Annotated in this window: 12 protein-coding genes; 3 read left to right on the top strand and 9 right to left on the bottom strand. The window is 67.1% G+C overall.

Annotated features, from left to right (window positions below; all coding sequences use genetic code 11):
- Positions 1 to 671 precede the first annotated feature (671 nt).
- Entirely contained in the window at positions 672 to 1,463 is a 792-nt protein-coding gene (locus DSM104329_RS23730; RefSeq protein ID WP_259312333.1) for a FadR/GntR family transcriptional regulator, read from the top strand.
- A 142-nt stretch (positions 1,464 to 1,605) separates the two neighbouring features.
- On the opposite strand, the gene DSM104329_RS23735 is transcribed toward DSM104329_RS23730, so the two are convergent.
- From DSM104329_RS23735 to DSM104329_RS23755, 5 genes are all read right to left on the bottom strand, one after another.
- The gene (locus tag DSM104329_RS23735; RefSeq protein WP_259312334.1) at positions 1,606 to 2,514 is read right to left on the bottom strand and encodes a polysaccharide deacetylase family protein; all 909 of its coding nucleotides are present in this window, start codon (positions 2,512 to 2,514) and stop codon (positions 1,606 to 1,608) included.
- Positions 2,514 to 3,428: a nitrilase-related carbon-nitrogen hydrolase gene (locus tag DSM104329_RS23740; protein WP_259312335.1), complete on the bottom strand. Its 915-nt coding sequence runs from the start codon at positions 3,426 to 3,428 to the stop codon at positions 2,514 to 2,516. Before DSM104329_RS23740 ends, DSM104329_RS23735 begins: the two co-directional genes overlap by 1 nt.
- Positions 3,429 to 3,559: 131 nt before the next feature.
- A complete protein-coding gene (locus DSM104329_RS23745) occupies positions 3,560 to 4,756 on the bottom strand; it encodes a M20 family metallopeptidase (RefSeq protein ID WP_259312336.1) in 1,197 nt (398 codons plus the stop codon).
- Between the two features lie 15 nt (positions 4,757 to 4,771).
- Positions 4,772 to 6,601 carry a hydantoinase B/oxoprolinase family protein gene (locus DSM104329_RS23750; protein WP_259312337.1) on the bottom strand — a complete coding sequence of 610 codons (1,830 nt, stop codon included), beginning with the start codon at positions 6,599 to 6,601 and terminating at the stop codon, positions 4,772 to 4,774.
- 2 nt (positions 6,602 to 6,603) lie between these two features.
- A complete protein-coding gene (locus DSM104329_RS23755) occupies positions 6,604 to 8,721 on the bottom strand; it encodes a hydantoinase/oxoprolinase family protein (RefSeq protein WP_259312338.1) in 2,118 nt (705 codons plus the stop codon).
- Between the two features lie 615 nt (positions 8,722 to 9,336).
- Here DSM104329_RS23755 and DSM104329_RS23760 point away from each other — a divergent pair.
- A complete protein-coding gene (locus DSM104329_RS23760) occupies positions 9,337 to 10,125 on the top strand; it encodes a FadR/GntR family transcriptional regulator (protein WP_259312339.1) in 789 nt (262 codons plus the stop codon).
- A gap of 76 nt (positions 10,126 to 10,201) precedes the next feature.
- Positions 10,202 to 11,485 (top strand): IS1380 family transposase, encoded by a 1,284-nt coding sequence (locus tag DSM104329_RS23765; RefSeq protein WP_259312340.1) that lies wholly within the window; start codon positions 10,202 to 10,204, stop codon positions 11,483 to 11,485.
- A gap of 551 nt (positions 11,486 to 12,036) precedes the next feature.
- Here DSM104329_RS23765 and DSM104329_RS23770 read toward each other — a convergent pair.
- The 4 genes from DSM104329_RS23770 to DSM104329_RS23785 all read right to left on the bottom strand — a co-directional run bounded on the left by DSM104329_RS23770 (position 12,037) and on the right by DSM104329_RS23785 (position 17,656).
- The gene (locus DSM104329_RS23770) at positions 12,037 to 12,828 is read right to left on the bottom strand and encodes an IclR family transcriptional regulator (RefSeq protein ID WP_259312341.1); all 792 of its coding nucleotides are present in this window, start codon (positions 12,826 to 12,828) and stop codon (positions 12,037 to 12,039) included.
- Between the two features lie 90 nt (positions 12,829 to 12,918).
- Complete coding sequence (locus DSM104329_RS23775; protein WP_259312342.1) at positions 12,919 to 15,024, bottom strand: hydantoinase/oxoprolinase family protein; 2,106 nt, start codon at positions 15,022 to 15,024, stop codon at positions 12,919 to 12,921.
- Positions 15,025 to 15,056: 32 nt separating this feature from the next.
- Positions 15,057 to 16,976, bottom strand: a complete 1,920-nt coding sequence (locus tag DSM104329_RS23780) for a hydantoinase B/oxoprolinase family protein (RefSeq protein WP_259312343.1) — start codon at positions 16,974 to 16,976, stop codon at positions 15,057 to 15,059.
- 35 nt (positions 16,977 to 17,011) lie between these two features.
- The gene (locus DSM104329_RS23785) at positions 17,012 to 17,656 is read right to left on the bottom strand and encodes an isochorismatase family protein (protein WP_259312344.1); all 645 of its coding nucleotides are present in this window, start codon (positions 17,654 to 17,656) and stop codon (positions 17,012 to 17,014) included.
- Positions 17,657 to 17,758: the final 102 nt, after the last annotated feature.

Raw genomic sequence — 17,758 nt, forward strand, 5'->3', positions numbered from 1 at the left:
TTATCTGGCCACTTCATCGCCTGCACCGATGTCTCCGCCGGCCTACGGGGCCGGTCGCCCCGCCACGACCCGACGTTAAGGTACGACCTATGCATGCTGCGGGCTTTGGTCACGGTCTCGACTCTCTGTCCGCCGCCCTGCTGCGACGCGCCTCGACCAAACTCAGCATGCCTAGAGCTCGCGACTGAGCGCAGCGGTCGTACGCTTACACGACGAGGGCGCCCGTATTGCCGTCAAAGTGGCCAGTCAGCGTGCCCGATGCCGCGCCCCGGTTCTGCCAAAGCCGAGCGACACCTCCGATGCACTCGGGCGGCTGGGGCGGCAGCGATGGCGGACCGGCTGATCCATTGCCGACCAGAATGCGCCGCCTACGGAGTCCACGCTTGTAGCCCGTTCCGCGCCCGCTTCGCCGGCGGCCCAGGTCCTCGCTCGCGGGACGTACCAGCGAGAGTGCAGCACGCCGGCGGTCGACGGGCAGCTCCCCCGAACACGTCCACCGGGGCCCAAGCAGGGCACCATCCCGAGTTGCCCGTTGCATGGGCGCTACGGCCGCCGCGCGTCCGCCGGCCGACCAATTCCGCAGGCTCAAACCCGAATGTGCTCAACCAGTTTGACCGTCCGGCACTGGCGGATACGGTTATATGAGCGCGACCCCTACAGTCACGTCTGGAATGGGCAGCACTTCCAACGAAGCGCCGGCGCCTATTCTCCACGATGCTGTGGCCGACAACGGTCCGATCGTGATGAGTCGCGTTCGACGCGCGCACGAACAGGTGTATGACCAATTGCGCTCCCAGATCTTGTCCGGGGAGCTATCGAGCGGCCACCGGCTCCCGCCAGAGGTCGCCCTAGCCTCGGGGTTCGGCGTGAGCCGCGGAACGATCCGTGAGGCACTCCGCCTGCTCGTGGCTGAAGGTCTGATTCGAACGCTGAAGGGTGCCACCGGCGGCAACTTCGTTACGTTGCCGACCGTGGATCACATCTCGGAGTTCATGCAGCGAAATATCGACTTGCTCAGCCGCACCGAGCTTGTGACGCTGCCCGAGTTCCTAGATGCACGAGAACTCATCGAGGTGTACGCCGTCCGCCACGTGGCTGAGCGCCACACCGAAGCTGGCCTCGACGCGCTTCGGGCGACGCTCGCGGTTGAGAGTGTCTCTACCGCGCATGAAAAGTTTCTGCAAAATAAGGAATTCCACCAGATCCTCGTGGACGCCTGCGGCAACACTTTACTTCAGATCGCGGCACAGCCGATCTTCTCGATCCTGCACACGAACCTCGGCCGATCCAAACTGACCGACGAGTTTCCACGCCGCGTTTGCTCGGAACACCGCGCCATGCTGGATGCAATCTCTGCCGGAGACGCTGACCGTGCTGAGGCACTCATGCGCCAGCATCTCGCCGATCTTGCCTTGGTCTATCGCCAGATATGGCACTCCGGTGTGGACCTTTCAAACCGGTGACCTGCACGCCCACCGAACAGTAGGAAACCACCAGCGTGCTTAGCGTCGCTTGTCCCACCCCAGAGTCCCGAGAACGCTCGGTGCGGACGCCCACCCGAAGAGGGGTGTTCTGCGAGCCGCGATCGTTCTAGCTCCATGGGAATTATGGGGTGGTGGGAATTACCGTGATTGCGTTGACTCCCGTGTAGATGGGATTTTCGGCCTTCCACTTCGCAACCGGGTTCTCGGCCTTCCACCGCTCTGCGGCGTCGCTCATCCGTTCGAACACCACGCCTTCATGGGCCTTGAAATGATCGATGAGCCGCTGCAGCATCGTGATGCGGCTGCCGCGTCCGATGACCTGCGGATGCATCGTCAGAACGATGAGCCCGCCGGGGCTGTTGGCGTACCCGTAGTCGAATTCACCCCGCCACAGCTCCTCGATGTCCGCCGGCCGGCGCAAGCCTTCCTGGCTGCCCCAGATGTGCTCGAACACGATGAAGTCGTCCAGCAGCCACGTGACCGGCATCTCAACGAGCTCGGACACCTCGCCGAACTGGTAGAGCTCCTTGGGCCCCCACGTGTCCCCGGTACGCAAGTAGTAAGACTCGAAGTCGTTCGCCATGCAGCTGGTGTCGTACAGCAGGCCGAACTCGAGCAGAAGCTCGATCGAGTTCGGGCTGAGGTCCCACGCAGCCGAGCGGAAGCCCTTCGGGCGGACGCCGGCGGCCTTGTCAAGCGCGGCGAAGCCCATCTCCAGGACCTCCTTCTCGCCTGCACGGTCCAGGTCAGCGGGGTTCTCATGGAACATTCCGTGGTGGCCGATCTCATGGCCGGCGGCGTCGATCTCTTTGACCACGTCTGGGTAGGCGCAGGCGACATGGCCTGGGATGAAGAACGTCGCCTTGATGTCGTTACGCTCGAGCAGGTCCAGCACCCGCGGCACACCGACCGCGACATCGTACTCGCCACGGGAAATCATGCTGGGATTGTTCGACGCGAACGTCCCGACCCAGATCGAGGTCGCGTCCGGGTCGAACGTGAGACAGATGCTGAACTTCCGATCTGACATTAGACGACTTCCTTTGACGATGACGAATACACGTCAGGCTGGCGGTTCTGGAGGTTCGGGTAGTTCTGGCGGTACGTCGCGAGCCGATCCAGGTCAAGGGAGGCGATCGCGACGCCCTCGCCGTCGGGCACCGTCGCCATGACCGTCCCCCAGGGATCAACGATCATGCTTCGCCCGTGCAGCCAACTGCCGTCCGCCTGCTCGCCCCACTGCGCTGGTGCCACGACGAATGCCTGATTCTCGACCGCGCGCGCACGAAGCAGCAACTCCCAGTGATCACGTCCGGTCTCGCGCGGAAAGGCGGCCGGCACGAAGAGGATCTCGGAGCCGTACTCGGCGACGAGGACGCGGTACAACTCAGGGAACCGGATGTCATAGCAGATGGTTTGCCCCACGGTCGTCGAGCGACCGTCCACTTCGAGGTCGGTGAAAACGATCTCCGTCCCGGGCGTGACCGCCGACTCCTCTCGATAGGTCAGCTCGGGCGCGCGAGCCTCGAAGAGGTGGATCTTCCGGTAGACCCCGAGCACGTCACCGGCGGGATCGACGATGACGTTCGTGTTGTACAGCGCGTCCCCCCGACGCTCGAAGAATGAGCCGCCGTGAATATGGATTCCGAGCTCGTGGGCCAGCGCCTGCAGTCGCTCGGTCGTCGGGCCGGGAATTGTCTCTGCCGCCTCACCGTATACGGCCGCCACCGACACAGGAGACACCGCCCGCCCGTAACAGCTGAAGTACTCCGGCAGGGCGACGAGCCGCGCCCCCGCCGCCGCCGCGACGCGAATGAAGCCCTCGGCTCGATCGATGTTGGCCGCCTTGTTCTCAAGGGGGTGCAGCTGGACCACGGCGACGTTGAGCATGTTCATCACTTCCTTATCACGGGCGCGGAGCTTGGGCACATTGAGGGTGGTCAACCATTAAAAATCGGTACGACGAGCACGAAGCGTGTGGGTTGCGTTGCCCGCCAGTGAGTCCGACACCGGGTTCTCGTCGCTGACAGCGCGACCCGGCACCCCATCCGGTTTCAGTCCCCGATCGGCCATCCCTACAGGAGGTCGCGAGCGACGCGCGCCATGACCTCGGCCGCCTGACGCACCTGCGCCATCGACACCCGCTCGTTCGCGCAGTGGCATTCCGCGACGTTGCCGGGGCCGAACGTCACGGCCTCCATCCCGGCGTCGTTGACGAGGTTGCGGACGTCGCTGGCGTACGGCGTGCCCCAGATCTCGCCGCGCGTCCCGGTCACGCCCTTCACCGCGTCCGCGACGATGGCGGCGAACTTCGAGTCGGCGGGGATCTCGGCGGGCTCGAAGCCGAACTCGAAGCTCGTCACCTCGCACGAGAAGTCGGGGTCGTCGTCGCCGAGCGCGGAGAGCCGGCGTTCCAGCTCGGCCCGCTCGCCTTCGATCGTCTCACCCGGGATGAGCCGGCGGTCGAGCAGGAGGTCGCAGTAGTCGGCGACCGCGTTCTCCTTGACGCCCGCCCGCACGACCGTGGGCGTGCAGCTGCCGCCGGGCAGCAGCGGATGGGGCTTGGCCATCACCTCGCGCTCGTAGTCGTCGATCACCTGCAGCACGCCGCGCAGCCGCGGCACCGGGTTGATCCCGAGCGTGGCCCGGCTGGCGTGGATGGACTGTCCGAGGATCCGCACCCGGTACAGGCCCAGCCCGCGCTCGGCGACCGCGACGCGGAGCTCCGTCGGCTCGGTCACGATGCCGAAGTCGCCGGTGAAGCCGGCCTGGACGAGCGACAGCGCGCCGGGCTCGGCGCATTCCTCTCCCGCGACGAAGTGCAGGATCAGCGTGCCCTTCAGCTCGTCGCGGATGGACGCGAGGCGGTGGGCGACCGCGATCTGCGTGGTCAGCCCCGCCTTCATGTCGCAGGCGCCGCGCCCGTACATGTACCCGTTGCGGACGTCGCCGGCGAACGGGTCGCTGTCCCAGAGCGACTCGTCGTCGATCGGCACGGTGTCCATGTGCCCGTTGAGGACGAGCGTCGGGCCGCCGCCGGAGCCCGCCATGACGGCGGCGACCGAAGGGCGCCCCGGGGCGAACTCGACGACGTGGACGTCCGCGCCGGTCGGCTCGAGCCACCGGCGCACCATCTCCGCCATCTGCGTCTCGTAGATGCCGGGGTTGACGGAACGCGTCTGCACGAGGCTGCGCAGGACGTCCTGGAGGAACGCATCCGAAAGAGCCCCTTCGGGCGTCGCAAGGTCGATCCCCTCGCTCAGGCTGGACATGTCAGGGTCTCCTTCTCAGGCGGGCTGGAACGTCGGCACACGCGGCACCGCGGTACGGGGGGCGCGCTCGGACACGGCGTCGCGCATCTCGCGCCGCAAGCGTGTCGTCGCCTCTTCGTCGACCGTGAGGTCGTCGCGCAGGACGACCCCATAGATCTCCCGGGCCGCGTCGAATCGCGGCAGGTACTCGTCGATCACGTCATCGGCCACCTCGGCCGCGTCGCGCTCGAGCGGGTCGCCGAAGCCGCCGCCGATCCCGGTCTCGATCCGGACGACATCGCCGGCCTTGAGCGCCATGTTCGACTGGCGCGAGCTCAGCCGCTCCCACGTGTCGCTGCCGTTGCGCTTGACGTGCATGAGGTTCGGCGCGCCGTCGTCGCCGCCGAACAGGCCGAACGGCGCGATCGCCGACCGGTCCAGGCAGGTCGAGATCACGCAGTCGGCGGTGACCTCGATGTCGCGGGTGATCCCGAAGCCGCCGCGATGGCGCCCCGCGCCCTCGACCCCGGTGCGCAGGCCGAAGCGGCGCACCTTGACCGGGAAGGCGTTCTCCAGCGACTCCGCCGGCTGGCAACGGCAGTTCGACAGCGGGTCCTGGATGCAGGTCCAGCCGTCCTTGTCGTCCATCCCGCCCCAACCGCCCTTCGGATTGAGGATGGCCACCCACGACTCGCCGTCGGCGCGCTGGCCGCCCAGCGTGTGCACGTTGCACGAGCCGAGCTCGCCGGCACAGACGCGCTGCGGGATGCCGGGGCTGAGCGCCGCGATCACCATGTCGATGAGGCGGTTGCACGTCTCCGTGAGGCCGCTGACCGTCGACGCCGGCTTGCGAGGGTTGACGACGCAGCCCTCCGGCGCGGTCACCGTGACCGGCAGGAACGCTCCCTCGCTCGGGTGGATGTTCGAGTCGGTGAGCATCAGCATCCCGATCCACACCGACGACAGCGTGACGCTGAACACGCAGTTCACCGCGCCGGCCACCTGCCTGTCGGTGCCCGCGAAGTCGAACGAGATCTCGCTCTCGCGCTTCGTGGCGGTGATGACGATCTTCACCGGCCGGCCGGTGACGCCGTCGGTGTCCATGTAGTCGGTGAAGGAGTAGGTCCCGTCGGGGATCCGCTCGATCTCCGAGCGCATGTGGCGCTCGGAGTACTGGATGATCCCGTCGATGCCGGCCATCACCATGTCGCGCCCGTAGCGCTCCAGCAGCGAGTGGAAGCGCCGCATGCCGGTCTGGATGCCGGCCGTCTGCGCGGCGATGTCGCCCTCGGTGTTGTGCGCGAGGCGGACGTTGGCGAGGATGATGTTCCAGACGTCCCGGTTCTTCTTGCCGGCCTCGTAGATGCGCACCGCAGGGACGATCAGGCCCTCCTGGTACATCTCGGTCGCATCGCCCGGCATCGAGCCCGGAGCCATCCCGCCGACGTCGGTGTGATGGCCGCGGTTGCCGATGAAGCCGACCAGCTCGCCCTGCCAGAACACCGGCGCGAACACCGTGACGTCGGGCAGGTGCGTGCCGCCGCTGTAGGAGTCGTTGACGAGGAACACGTCGCCCTCGTGCATGTTCTCGATGCCGTACTCGCGGATCCCCGCCTTCACGGACTGCGGCATGGCGGCGATGTGCACCGGACAACCCTGCATGTCCTGGGCGATGAGCCGGCCGTCGCGGTCGAACACGCCGGTCGACAGGTCCTTGCCCTCGTTGAAGATGACCGAGTGGGCCGTCTTCAGCATCGTGATGGTGACTTCCTCACAGATCTGGATGAAGCCGTTGCGCATGACCTCCAGGGTCACGACGTCGATCTCGGGGGTGGCGTCGGGCGCACTGCGCTCCGCGACGGTCATGGTCAGCTCCCCTCCGACGCGCCGGCCGCCACCGCGGCCGCCGTCTGCGGCTCGGTGGCGCCCGAGGCGTCCGTGTGGATGATCAGGTTCTCGAACTCGTCGACGTCGCAGGCCATACCCGCGGCGATCCAGATGGTCGAACCGGGCTCCTCGAGGATCACCGGACCCTCGAGGCGCGTCCCGGGCGCCAGCGTGTAGCGGTCGTAGACGTCCACGCTGACGGTGCCGTCCTCCTCGAGCACGTCGCGCGAGCCCTTCGGCTCGGCCACCGCGTCGGGCCGCCGCACCTTGGGCACGAGCTCGTAGCGCGGCAGCGCCGCCGAGGCGGTGACGCGCAGGCTCACCATCTCGGGCACGCCCTGCTCGAGGCGGATCGTGTAGACGGACTCGTAGACGTCCTCGAACTCGCGCACCAGATCGTTCAGGCTCGCCTGCGTGATCGGGAACTCGGGGAACGGGATGCGCAGCTCGTAGACCTGCCCGCGGTAGCGGACGTCGGCCCCGTAGGTCAGCTGCGCCTCCGACTCCTCGACGCCCTGGGCGCGCAGCCGCTCGAGCGTCTCCTCGCGCAGGGCGTCCAGCCGCGCGTTGACCTCGTCGACGTCGGTCTCGTCGGCCCGGCTGAGGTACGCGACCGCGGTGTCCTCCTGGAAGTTCGTCATCAGCAGCCCCATCGCGCACGCGTTGCCCGGCACCGGCGGCACCAGGACGCGCGGGATGGACAGCGACCGGGCGACCGCTCCGGCGACCATGCCGCCGCCTCCGCCGAACGCGACGAGCGTGAGATCGCGCGGATCGAGGCCCTTCCAGATCGACACCGAGCGCGCGGCGTTGGCCATGTTGTTCTGCGCGATCTCGATCATGCCGAGGACGACGCGGTCCACCGAGAGGCCGAGCGGCTGAGCGAGCTTCTCGTTGACCGCTCGGCGCGCTGCCTCGGCATCGAGCCGCACGCGGCCGTCGGCCAGCGTGTCGGCGAGGATGCCCTTGAGCAGCAGCGCGTCGGAGAGCGTCGGCTCCGTCCCTCCGCGTCCGTAGCAGACCGGTCCCGGCGTGGATCCGCCGGACTGTGGCCCCATCTTCAGCGCCCCGCCCTGGTCGATCCAGCCGATCGACCCGCCGCCGGCGCCCACGGACTCGACGTCGAGCATCGGCACGCGAGACGGCAGGCCCCACTCGACCTGCTTCTGCGTGTTGAGATAGGGCTTGCCGTCGTGGATGAGCGCCACGTCGGTGCTCGTCCCCCCGACGTCGAAGGTGACGATGTCGCCGATGCCGAGCCGCGCCGCGATCGCCGCCGCCGCGATGGCACCCGCGGCGGGGCCGGACGACAGCGTGGAGATCGGCTTCTCGGTCGCCCGCTCGGCGGTCACCAGCCCGCCGCTGCCCTGCATGAGGAACACGCGGCCGCTCAGGCCGCCCGAACCCTTCGCCGACAGGCCGGCGCCGGCGGCCTCCTCGACGAGGCGGCGGATGTAGCGAACCATCGTCGGCTTGATGTAGGCGTCGATCACCACCGTGTTGGTGCGCTCGTACTCGCGGTACTCCGCGTTGATCTCGCTCGACAGGGAGACCGAGACGCCGGGCGCGACCTCCTCGACGAGCTCGGCCAGCCGCTTCTCGTGCGCCGGGTTGGCGTAGGAGAAGAGCAGCGACACGGCGATCGACTCGACGCCGGCGTCCCGCAGCTTCGCGATCGCGGCGCGCGCCGCATCTTCGTCCAGGGCGACCTCGACGTTGCCGTCCTTGTCGACGCGCTCGACGACCTCGAGCCGGTAGCGGCGCGGCACGAACGGCACCGGCTTGACCCATTGCAGGTCGTAGCCGCTCTGGCGGTCGGTGCGCATGATCTCGAGCACGTCGCGGAAGCCCTCCGTCGTGAGCAGCCCCGTCCGCGCGCCGCGCCGCTCGAGCAGCGCGTTCGTGCCCGTGGTCGTCCCGTGCGCGAGGTACTCGACCTCGGCAAGCGAGACTCCGGCCGCCTCGATGCTCTGCATCACGCCGACGGCCTGGTTCTCGACGGTGGTGAGCACCTTCGCCGATACGACCTCGCCGGTTTCGTCGTCGTAGGCGAACAGGTCCGTGAAGGTTCCTCCGACGTCCACTCCCACTCTCAGCATCGAATACCTCCCGGTGGCAGCTGTCGCGCCACGTCGATCACACCTTGATGGACGCTGCCTCCACCCAGCCGGCGCTCAGGGCCCACGAACACCGTTCGGGCGGTAGATCGCCAGACGTCGTGCGAACAGCGTCACTCCGTCGTCTCTCCTGCGGCCGACTCGTCCCGGTGAGGCGGCTCAGATTTCTCACTCCTCGGACCTTGCTCGACGCTGCCGGAGACACCTGCGGCTGCGCCACTGGTCAGTTGAACTGCGGTTGGCACTCTAGCTCTGACGACGCCGTCGATGAACGTCTTTTCTCCCGCTGCATGAAGCGCATCGTCTACAACCCGGTGCCCTGAGTGCGCTCGAGCACCCTCCCGGCGGTGACTAGGCCGCCATCTCCGATGATGCCCTGGTGACGCCTTCCGGCGTACTCCGACTTCGGTGCGCGGGAAAGGCCGGCGTCCTGGTACACGGAACCCGTAGCGTTGCCCAAAAGATCGCGAGCTGACTCGACGTTCACACTCCTCGGTCATCTACTTGGCGCCTGCACGAGGCTCAGGCAGTCCCTGTGCAAGTCGCCTTTGATTATGGGAGCAAAGTCTAGCCCTATACTCCATTGACAGTCAAGCGATGCACTTCGCCGACCCCACACCCGAGTTCTCAGCGCCGCACGACGACCGTCACCTCTCGTCGTTTCAGCCCATCCGTCAGCGAACTGCGGCCGACGAGGTCGTCGGCGTCCTCATCAACGCGATCCGTGGAGGGCTGTACGGACCTGGAGATCTGCTTCCACGTGAGCGCGACCTCGCGGAGCGGCTCGAGGTGAGTCGGACCGTGGTGCGTGAGGCGACGAACGTCTTGCGGCGTGCGGAAGTCGTGACCGTCCGCCGCGGCCGTGCCGGCGGCGTGGTCGTCGCCTCCCTAGCGAACCTGTCGAGCGTGGTCGCGCAGATCCGAGGCGAGACGCAGGAAACGCTGCAGTCAGTCTTCGAAGCGCGTCGGTCACTCGAAACGACGATCGCCCTGTTTGCGGCTGAGCGCGCATGCGCCGAGCAGTTCGAGCGCCTTGACCGCCTAGTCGAGGAACTCGAGTCGCTGCTCGACCAACCTCAGGAATTCCTCGTTCGCGACGTGCAGTTCCACATCGCCATGGGCGAGTTCTCGGGCAACCCGCTGCTGGCGCGGCTGCTACGAACGGTCCTGGACGAGCTGCTACACACGCTGGCGCACTTCCCGGTCGGCCGCGCCGATCTGCAGCACGCGATCACCGTGCAGCAGGGGACACTGGCCGCCGTCCGAAGCGGCCGTGCCGACGAAATCGTCCGTGAGGTCGACGAACACCTCGCGATGCTCGAGGAGACCTTCCTCGGGCGCCGACTAACGTCTAAGCCTCGATCCATCGTTTCGTCCGGGGTCTGAGGCAAGGTGACCTCCCAAGTCGGGCTTGGTAGCGACAGATTGCGGCTGTCGCGGCCCGTCTCAGGAGGTCACCTGCATGGTGAACGACTGGGCGGTGGTTGTCTTTGACGATGAGCGGGCGGTCGCGAACGCGGGCTTGATGCTGCCCGCGGTCGTTGCGACGCGGCTGGGAATCGAACACCTCGTCGACCGGACGGTCGATCTCGGCGACCGGCCGGGCGGCGCGAATCCGGGGCGCAAGGTGATGACGCTGATCTCGGCGATGGCGCTCGGCGCGGACTGCATCGATGACTGCGACATGCTGCGCGCGGGCCGGACCGGCGAGGTTCTCGGCCACGATGTCGCTGCGCCGTCGACGATCGGCACGTTGCTGCGCGCATTCACGTTCGGGCACGTGCGCCAACTCGACCGCGTGCTCGGCCAGACGCTCATGCGCGCATGGGCGGCCGGGGCTGGGCCTGGTGATCAGCGCCTGGTGGTCGATGTCGACTCGTTCGTCGGCGAGGTTCACGGCCACTCCAAGCAAGGCGCCGCGTTCGGCTACACCCGCGTGCGCGGCTACCACCCGATCCTCGCCACACGCGCGGACACCGGCGAGGTCCTGCACATCCGGCTGCGCAAGGGCTCGGCGAACACCTCGCGCGGGATGCTGCGCTTCACCGATGAACTGATCGCCCGCGTTGAGCGCGCGGGCGCGACCGGCCCCAGGCTGCTGCGGGCCGACTCGGGATTCTGGGCGGGCGCGACATTCGATCGTCTCGACCGCGCGGACTGGCAGTTCTCGATCGGCGTCCGCCTCCAACCGCAGGTCCGAGCGGCGATCGAGCAGATCGACGAGACCGCGTGGACGACGCTGGAGGATTACCCGCCGACGAGCATCGCCCAAATCGCCGAGACGACGCTGAACGAGCGGCGGCTGATCGTTCGCCGTGTGCGCACCCTCAACCGCCAGGGCGAGCTCTTGCCGTCCTGGGAGCTGTTTCCCTTCGCGACCAACCGCACCGACCCGCTCGCGATCGTCGAGTCAGAGCACCGCCAGCACGCGGTCATCGAGCTCTGCATCCGCGACCTCAAAGACCAAGCGCTTGCGCACTTTCCATCCGGCAAGTTCACCGCCAACGCGGCCTGGACGGTCATTGCCTGCATCGCGCACAACCTGCTGCGCTGGACCTCGGTGCTCGGCCTGCCGGGGCAGACGATCCGGGCCGCCCGGACCCTCCGCCGCCGCCTGCTCGCGTTGCCCGGCCGCCTGACCCGGACCGCCAGGCGCTGGACGGTGCACCTGCCGGCCCGCTGGCCCTGGCAACGCGCGTTCATCGAAGCGCTCACGCGCATCCGCGCCCTGCCCGCCGCCGCCTGACCGCCCAGCACCATCACGTCCACGACGACGCCCGGCCGGCGGCGCCGCGCGCTGCCCGCACAACACGCAGATCGCACCCGCCAACCGCACCAGCAACCCGCGATGCGGCTCGCCCGCCCACGTCGGCGGCAACCATGACCGCAACGGCCTCAACCGCTGCCACCACAACCGCCGACACGCTCACGCGCCGAACAATCGGTGGATCGAGGCTAAGCGTGGCCGTGCACGACCTGAACCGGTTGAATAGATCAGGCTACGCGCTGAGCCGGATCCGAGCAGGTCAGCCGCTTCGGCGGTGGGGAGGGCAGAGAGAGCCTGGCACCCTCTCCTCTGGTGCCCAGCCCTTGCGGCCAAGCGATCGAATGTCCACAACGCGCGGTCAACTCCACCGCCCCGACGGGCAGAGTGGACGAGCCGGGGCATTGGAGTAGATCGGCAGCCACGTAGCGGGATCGAGCGCCCGAACAGAGCTCCAAGAAACCAACGCCGCGCGCGACTTCATCACCGCGAAGCCCTTCGAGAGCAGCGGATTGTCGCTTTGTCACGGCCGATCAGCAAGAAGACTCCAACGTCACCCCGGTCGGACCGGGACTCAGCCCGAGCCGGTGTCTCGCGTCGGGCAACGCCTCCTGGAGCGCTGCGCGAAGCCGTGCGGCGTGGCGTGACGTCCTGCGGGCGAGCGGTGCGATAAGGAGGATTGCCGCCAGTGGTTGCTCGTGATCGTCCACCACGGCCTGAGCGATGCCCCAGGCGTCGCCCTCCGTCTCCTGAGCGCTCTCGGCCCACCCATCGCGGCGCCGGATTCGCTCGAGTTCCTCGTGCAGCTGAGCCGGATCGGTGATGGTGTTGCGGCCGATCTTCTCTAGGGGCTGCTCGAGGATCGCCGCCCGATCCGGCATGTAGGCGAGCAGGACCTTCGCTAATGCTCCGGCGTGCAGAGGCCACGTGTGGCCAATGTCGAGGGAGATCCGGATCATCTCGCGGCCCTCGACTCGATCGACGACCCGCGCGGCGTCGCGAGCCTCAGTAACCACCCCGAGGACCGCGGTCTCGCCGGTCTCGCGGGCGAGATGGATGAGCGGAGCCCGCAGCCGCTCGCGTAGCTCGATGGACTCCAGCGCGCGAAACCCCAGCTCGATCGCGCCGAACCCCAGCCGGAACCGCCGGCCCTCGACTCGCATCAGAAGCCCATTGACCTCCAGCGCGCGCATCACACGGCTCGTCGTGGGAAGCGTGAGCCCCATCTCGCGCGCAACCTCGGCCGCGCCCCATTCCGGCCGGTCAGATTGAAAGAGCTTGAGGATCGCCAGCGCCCGGTCGAGAGTCTGCACCCCGCCGCTCATATGATGCTCGCGTCTACCGATCTCACGAGGCCTCAATCTATCGGCGTGACGCCACGTCTGGGTTCGGATCGGCTCAACGTGGCCCGTCGGTCAGACCTGCGTTACCGCCTCTTCGCCACGGCCCGCGGGCGATCCTGCCCCCACTGTCTGGGAGATGTCGATCGTGAAGCTGCCCGTCTCGCTAACCGAGAGCGCGTGATCCGGGGCGACGACGAGCGTGGTCGTCGGCAGCTCTGCGATTGCCGGCCCTTCGATCCGGGTCCCAGCTGCAAGCGCCTCACCGTCGTAGACTGGCGTCTCGACCCGATGGCCGAGCTCTGGGAAGTAGACGTCGCGCGTCTCCTTGACCGCCTCGCCGCCCCCCGAGCCTCCGGCCGCCTTCGTCGACGCGGGCAGGTCCGGCAGCCGGCCGGTCGCCGTAACACGCCATGCGTTGACGTCGACGGGCATCTCGCGCACGCAGTAGGTGTAAAGGCGCTCGTGGTCGTCGTGAAACGTGGTCGCGATGAGTTCTACCGCTTCCGCGGTGATCTCCCCAGATGGGAGCGGGATCATCAGCTCGTTGATCTGGTAGGGATACTTCGCATCGGCGAACCGCGTGAGGGTGATCTGCTCCGGCGTGAAGCCCTGCGCGGCGAGCTGGGCCGCCGCGTCGCGCTCCATCCCCGCAAGGATCTCGTTGACACGGTCGATGTCGAGCGTGGCCGTCGACGTCGGATGGGTCGTAAGGTGGGTGTGGCGGACGTCCGCCACCAGCATCCCGTAGGCGCACAGCCCGCCTGCCACTTGGGGGCAGATCACCTTGCGCATGCCGAGCTCCTCCGCGATCTTCGCGGCATGGGTACCGCCGGCGCCACCGCCGACGATCACCGTGTACTCGCGTGGGTCGACGCCTCGCATCACCGACACCGCCCGCATGGCGCCCACCATGTTCGTGTTCACGATCCGATACACCGCAGCCGCGGCTTCAGTGACGTCAAGCCCAAGCGGCGTGGCGACACGCTCCATGGCCTGCTCGGCCAGGGCCCGGTCCAGCGGCATCCGCCCACCCAGGAAGAACCCTGGATTGAGGTAGCCGAGGATGACGTTGGCGTCCGTGACCGTCGGCTCGGTGCCGCCTTGTCCGTAACAAGCGGGGCCCGGGTCGGCGCCAGCGCTGCGAGGTCCGACCCGCAGCATGCCTCCGTCATCGATCCAAGCGATGCTGCCGCCGCCCGCACCAACGGACTGCATGTCCACCGCAGCGACACCGAGTGGCACGCCCTCGATCTCCATGTCACGGCTCATTGTGAAGGCGCCGTCGGTGATCGTCGAGACCTCGAAGCTCGTGCCCCCCATGTCGATCACCATGAGGTTGCGCTCTCCCTGGGTCTCGCCGACGACGAGGCCGGCGGGCGGTCCCGCCGCGGGGCCCGAGCCGATCGCAAGGACAGGGCGCTTCTCGATCTCGGCACCGCTGGCCGACCCGCCGGTGATCTGCATGATCAGGAGGTCATAGCGGTAGCCGTTGTCGCGCAAGTAGCCGGCGACCTTGGTCAGGTAGCGGCCGAGCACGGGGCCGACGTACGCGCTCAGCACGGTGGCGCACGAACGGGCATACTCGCGGATTGCCGGCAAGATCTGGGCCGACGTTGCGACATAGACGTCCGGCAATTCCTCCCGGATGAGCGCCTCGACGCGTTCTTCGTGCGCCGGGTTGACCATCGACCACAGCAGGGAAACCGCGATCGCCTCGACGCCTTCCTCGCGGAAGCCTCGCAGGGTCTCCCGCACCATGTCCTCGTCGAGCGGCCGCTCTACATCCCCGGTGTAAAGGACGCGCTCATCGATGCCGGCTCGCAGGTACCGTGGGACGAAGTCGTCGGGCGGTGGCATGTGCAGGTCATAGCGGTCTGGCTTGAACCCATCGCGCAGGAAGAGGATGTCGCGGAAACCCTTGGTGTGGATCGCGGCGGTTCGCGGACCGTTGCGCTGAATGACGGTGTTCGTGGCGATTGTCGTGCCATGGATGAACAGATCGACACCGGCGAGGTACTCTTGAACGGTCTGCCCGCCCTCCGCGGCAAGTTCTTCGAGTCCGGTGACGATCGCCCGCTCGGGTGCCTTGGGCGTGCTCGGGGTCTTGTAGACATGCAACGCGCCCGTCTCGTCCGCGATGATGAAATCGGTGAAGGTGCCGCCGATGTCGACGCCCACTCGGATTCCCATAGTGCAGATCCCTCTTCCTCTTAGAGCGTAAAGTCGGCGTCGAGTGGCGGATGCGGGTCCAGTTCAAAGCCGTCGCCGTCTCGCATGAGATCGCGGTAATATGTGCCGGCATCGACGTGGTCCGGGACGACGAGCGCAGTCACTCCGGGGCCGGAGGCTTTCTTCGCACGCAACGCCGTCGTGGCTGCGGCGTCGATCTCGTTCGTCGCGCCGTCGATCACGACGCCGTAGTCGCGCTCAGCTGACTCGGTGCTCACGAAGCCGTTGCGTACGTCCGCTCGCACGCGCTCGGGGTCACGTTCAAGCGGGTCGCCGTAGCCGCCGCCGCCGGTCGATTCGCCCACCCAAGACTCGCCTTCGCGCACCCGGAAGTACGAGATCATGCTGAAGAAGGTTCGCGTTCCGTCCTTGTTGTTGCGGTAGAGCGCGCCACCGTCGCCAGGCAGTCCACCGAAGACGCCGAACGGTGGATTGAACATGCCATCGCCGTAAGGGTAGTTGTCGACCTGACCGGTGCCGCGGGGCTCGACGGTGAACGTCAGGCCTGGGCCGCCGCGCGTCCGACCGGCGCCCATCGAGTCGATCCGAACCTCCTGTGTGTGGACGACCAGCGGATAGGTCATCTCAAGCACCTCGACCGGCACGAACTTCAGACCGCCGATGGCCGCGGGGCAGTACATGAGCGGCCAGCCGTCGTGCTCGAGGCAGGCGCCGCCGCCGGAGCTCCCGTTGAAGAGGATGACCCCGAACGGCGTCGCGGCGTCGCTGCGACGGTCCAAGCCCGCCGTGACGGCGTTGGGGGCGATGTGCCCGTACCCCGCGACCGCCTTGTCCGGCGCGGCCTGAGCCAAGCACTTCCAAACGGCGTCGGAAATCGAGTCCGCCGGAACAATGGTGGCGTCCGCGGTGGCACCGGGCCACTCGACGTTGGTAATTGTCCCCTTAGGCGCGCTGACCGTGATGTGCCGCAGGCAGCCTTGGTTGTGCGGGACATCGGGATCGAGGCAGGCGAGGACCGGCGTCGACGCTGCGTTCTGGCACGTTGCCCACGACGCGTTGACGCCGCCGCGCGCCTGCGGGTCGGAGCCGTCGAAGTCGATGTGGATCTGCGACCCGGAGATCGTCATCTTGCACCGCACGGTCATGTTGGTCTGACCGGTGCCATCGGAGTCGACCCACGCCTCGGAGGTGTACGTCCCGTCAGCGAACGTCGCGATCTGCGCCGCCGTGCGACGGTCCGCATAGTCGATGACCTCGTCGGAGAAAGCGCGCAGTGTGTCGGTCCCCCACTTGTCCAGCAGCTCGATCACGCGACGCTTGCCAGTCTTCACTGAGCCGACCTGCGACATCAGGTCGCCATAGATGAAGTCGCGGTAGCGCATGTTCTGGAGGTAAAGCTCCAGAACGTCTTTGCGGAGCCGGCCGGCGTCCTCCAGCTTGAGCGGCGAGATCTGGAAGCCCTCCTTCCACACGTCGGTCGCCTGCACGGGGACGCTCGTGTTGTACGGGGAGCCGACGTCCATCTGGTGGCCTGTCGCTGCGGCCCAGAACAGGTGCTTACCCTCGTAGAAGATCGGCGTTGCGATGACTAGGTCGCCGATGTGTGTCGTACCGAAGTACGTGCAGTTGACCATGATCACGTCACCGTCGTTGATGTCGTCGCCGAAGAACTTGGCGATCTCCGCGATCGCCACCGGCTGGGCGTTGACATGGATCGGCAGCCCATCGAAGACACAGAGCGCGTTCGGGGGAACCGAGGCGTCGTAGATGGCGCACGAGAAGTCGCGGCATTGCGAGAGGATCGACGACCACGCCGAATGCTCGAACGTCAGTGACATCTCCTCGACGACCGAGTTGAGCGCGTTGAACACGACCGAAAACGTCGTGGGGTCGATCGTCTGTTCGACGCCGATGCGGTCTTCGTCACCGATCACGGTCATTCTCTGCTCCCTCGAATCCGTCAATCACCAAGACGTCAGGCCTGCAATTCGCTGCTTCCCACTGGGGGACGCACGCGACCCTCGCTGACTCCGCGAAGGTAAGCCACCACGTCGGCCGCGGGCACCACGTCCGCGTAGCGGATGGCGACATCGCGCAGGTTCGCCTCGTGGGGAGCCTCTCCCTGATCGGCCACGCATTCGCGGGGAAGAATCGTCCGGAACCCGTACGAGAACGAGTCGATCGTCGACGCGCGGATGCATCCGCTCGTATTCGCCCCCGCCAAGATGACGGTGTCGACGCTGGCCTTGGTGAGGATAGACACGACGGGAGTTCCGAAGAAGATCGACGGCGCCTTCTTAATGACCAGGACGTCGCCGTCCCGCCAAAGGCGCTCGTCGATCTCGACCTCCCACGACTTATTGATCCATGCGTCCATCGCGGTGATCTTCCACGGCGGCATGTCCTGCTTGTCGGCCTGGAAGGACGTTGCGCAGAAGACGACGGGAGCGCCGCCTCGGCGCGCAGCCTCAAGCAACTCCTGCGTCTGGGGAATCGCCGACGCGACCAGCGGACTCTGCCCCATGGGCTGCGTCTCGTTTGTGACGGCGTTCTGGAAGTCGACGACTAGGACGGCCGGGCGCTCGCCAAAGCCGATGTCTCGGCCACCGTAGCCGGCCACCTCATACAGATCTGTAGTCATCTCGCTCCTGAGGGAAACTCTCATATAATGAGAGTTACAACCGTAATATGAGCGACTGTAGGCGGCTGGACGCCGTCTGTC

The sequence above is a fragment of the Capillimicrobium parvum genome, from assembly GCF_021172045.1.
In the GTDB taxonomy this organism is placed as follows: domain Bacteria; phylum Actinomycetota; class Thermoleophilia; order Solirubrobacterales; family Solirubrobacteraceae; genus Capillimicrobium; species Capillimicrobium parvum.

Coding starts and splice junctions, on each gene's coding strand:
- DSM104329_RS23745 (WP_259312336.1), bottom strand. CDS start 4,756: ATGTCCAGCCTGAGCGAGGGGATCGACCTTGCGACGCCCGAAGGGGCT.
- DSM104329_RS23770 (WP_259312341.1), bottom strand. CDS start 12,828: ATGAGCGGCGGGGTGCAGACTCTCGACCGGGCGCTGGCGATCCTCAAG.
- DSM104329_RS23755 (WP_259312338.1), bottom strand. CDS start 8,721: ATGCTGAGAGTGGGAGTGGACGTCGGAGGAACCTTCACGGACCTGTTC.
- DSM104329_RS23730 (WP_259312333.1), top strand. CDS start 672: ATGGGCAGCACTTCCAACGAAGCGCCGGCGCCTATTCTCCACGATGCT.
- DSM104329_RS23735 (WP_259312334.1), bottom strand. CDS start 2,514: ATGTCAGATCGGAAGTTCAGCATCTGTCTCACGTTCGACCCGGACGCG.
- DSM104329_RS23760 (WP_259312339.1), top strand. CDS start 9,337: ATGCACTTCGCCGACCCCACACCCGAGTTCTCAGCGCCGCACGACGAC.
- DSM104329_RS23750 (WP_259312337.1), bottom strand. CDS start 6,601: ATGACCGTCGCGGAGCGCAGTGCGCCCGACGCCACCCCCGAGATCGAC.
- DSM104329_RS23780 (WP_259312343.1), bottom strand. CDS start 16,976: ATGACCGTGATCGGTGACGAAGACCGCATCGGCGTCGAACAGACGATC.
- DSM104329_RS23765 (WP_259312340.1), top strand. CDS start 10,202: ATGGTGAACGACTGGGCGGTGGTTGTCTTTGACGATGAGCGGGCGGTC.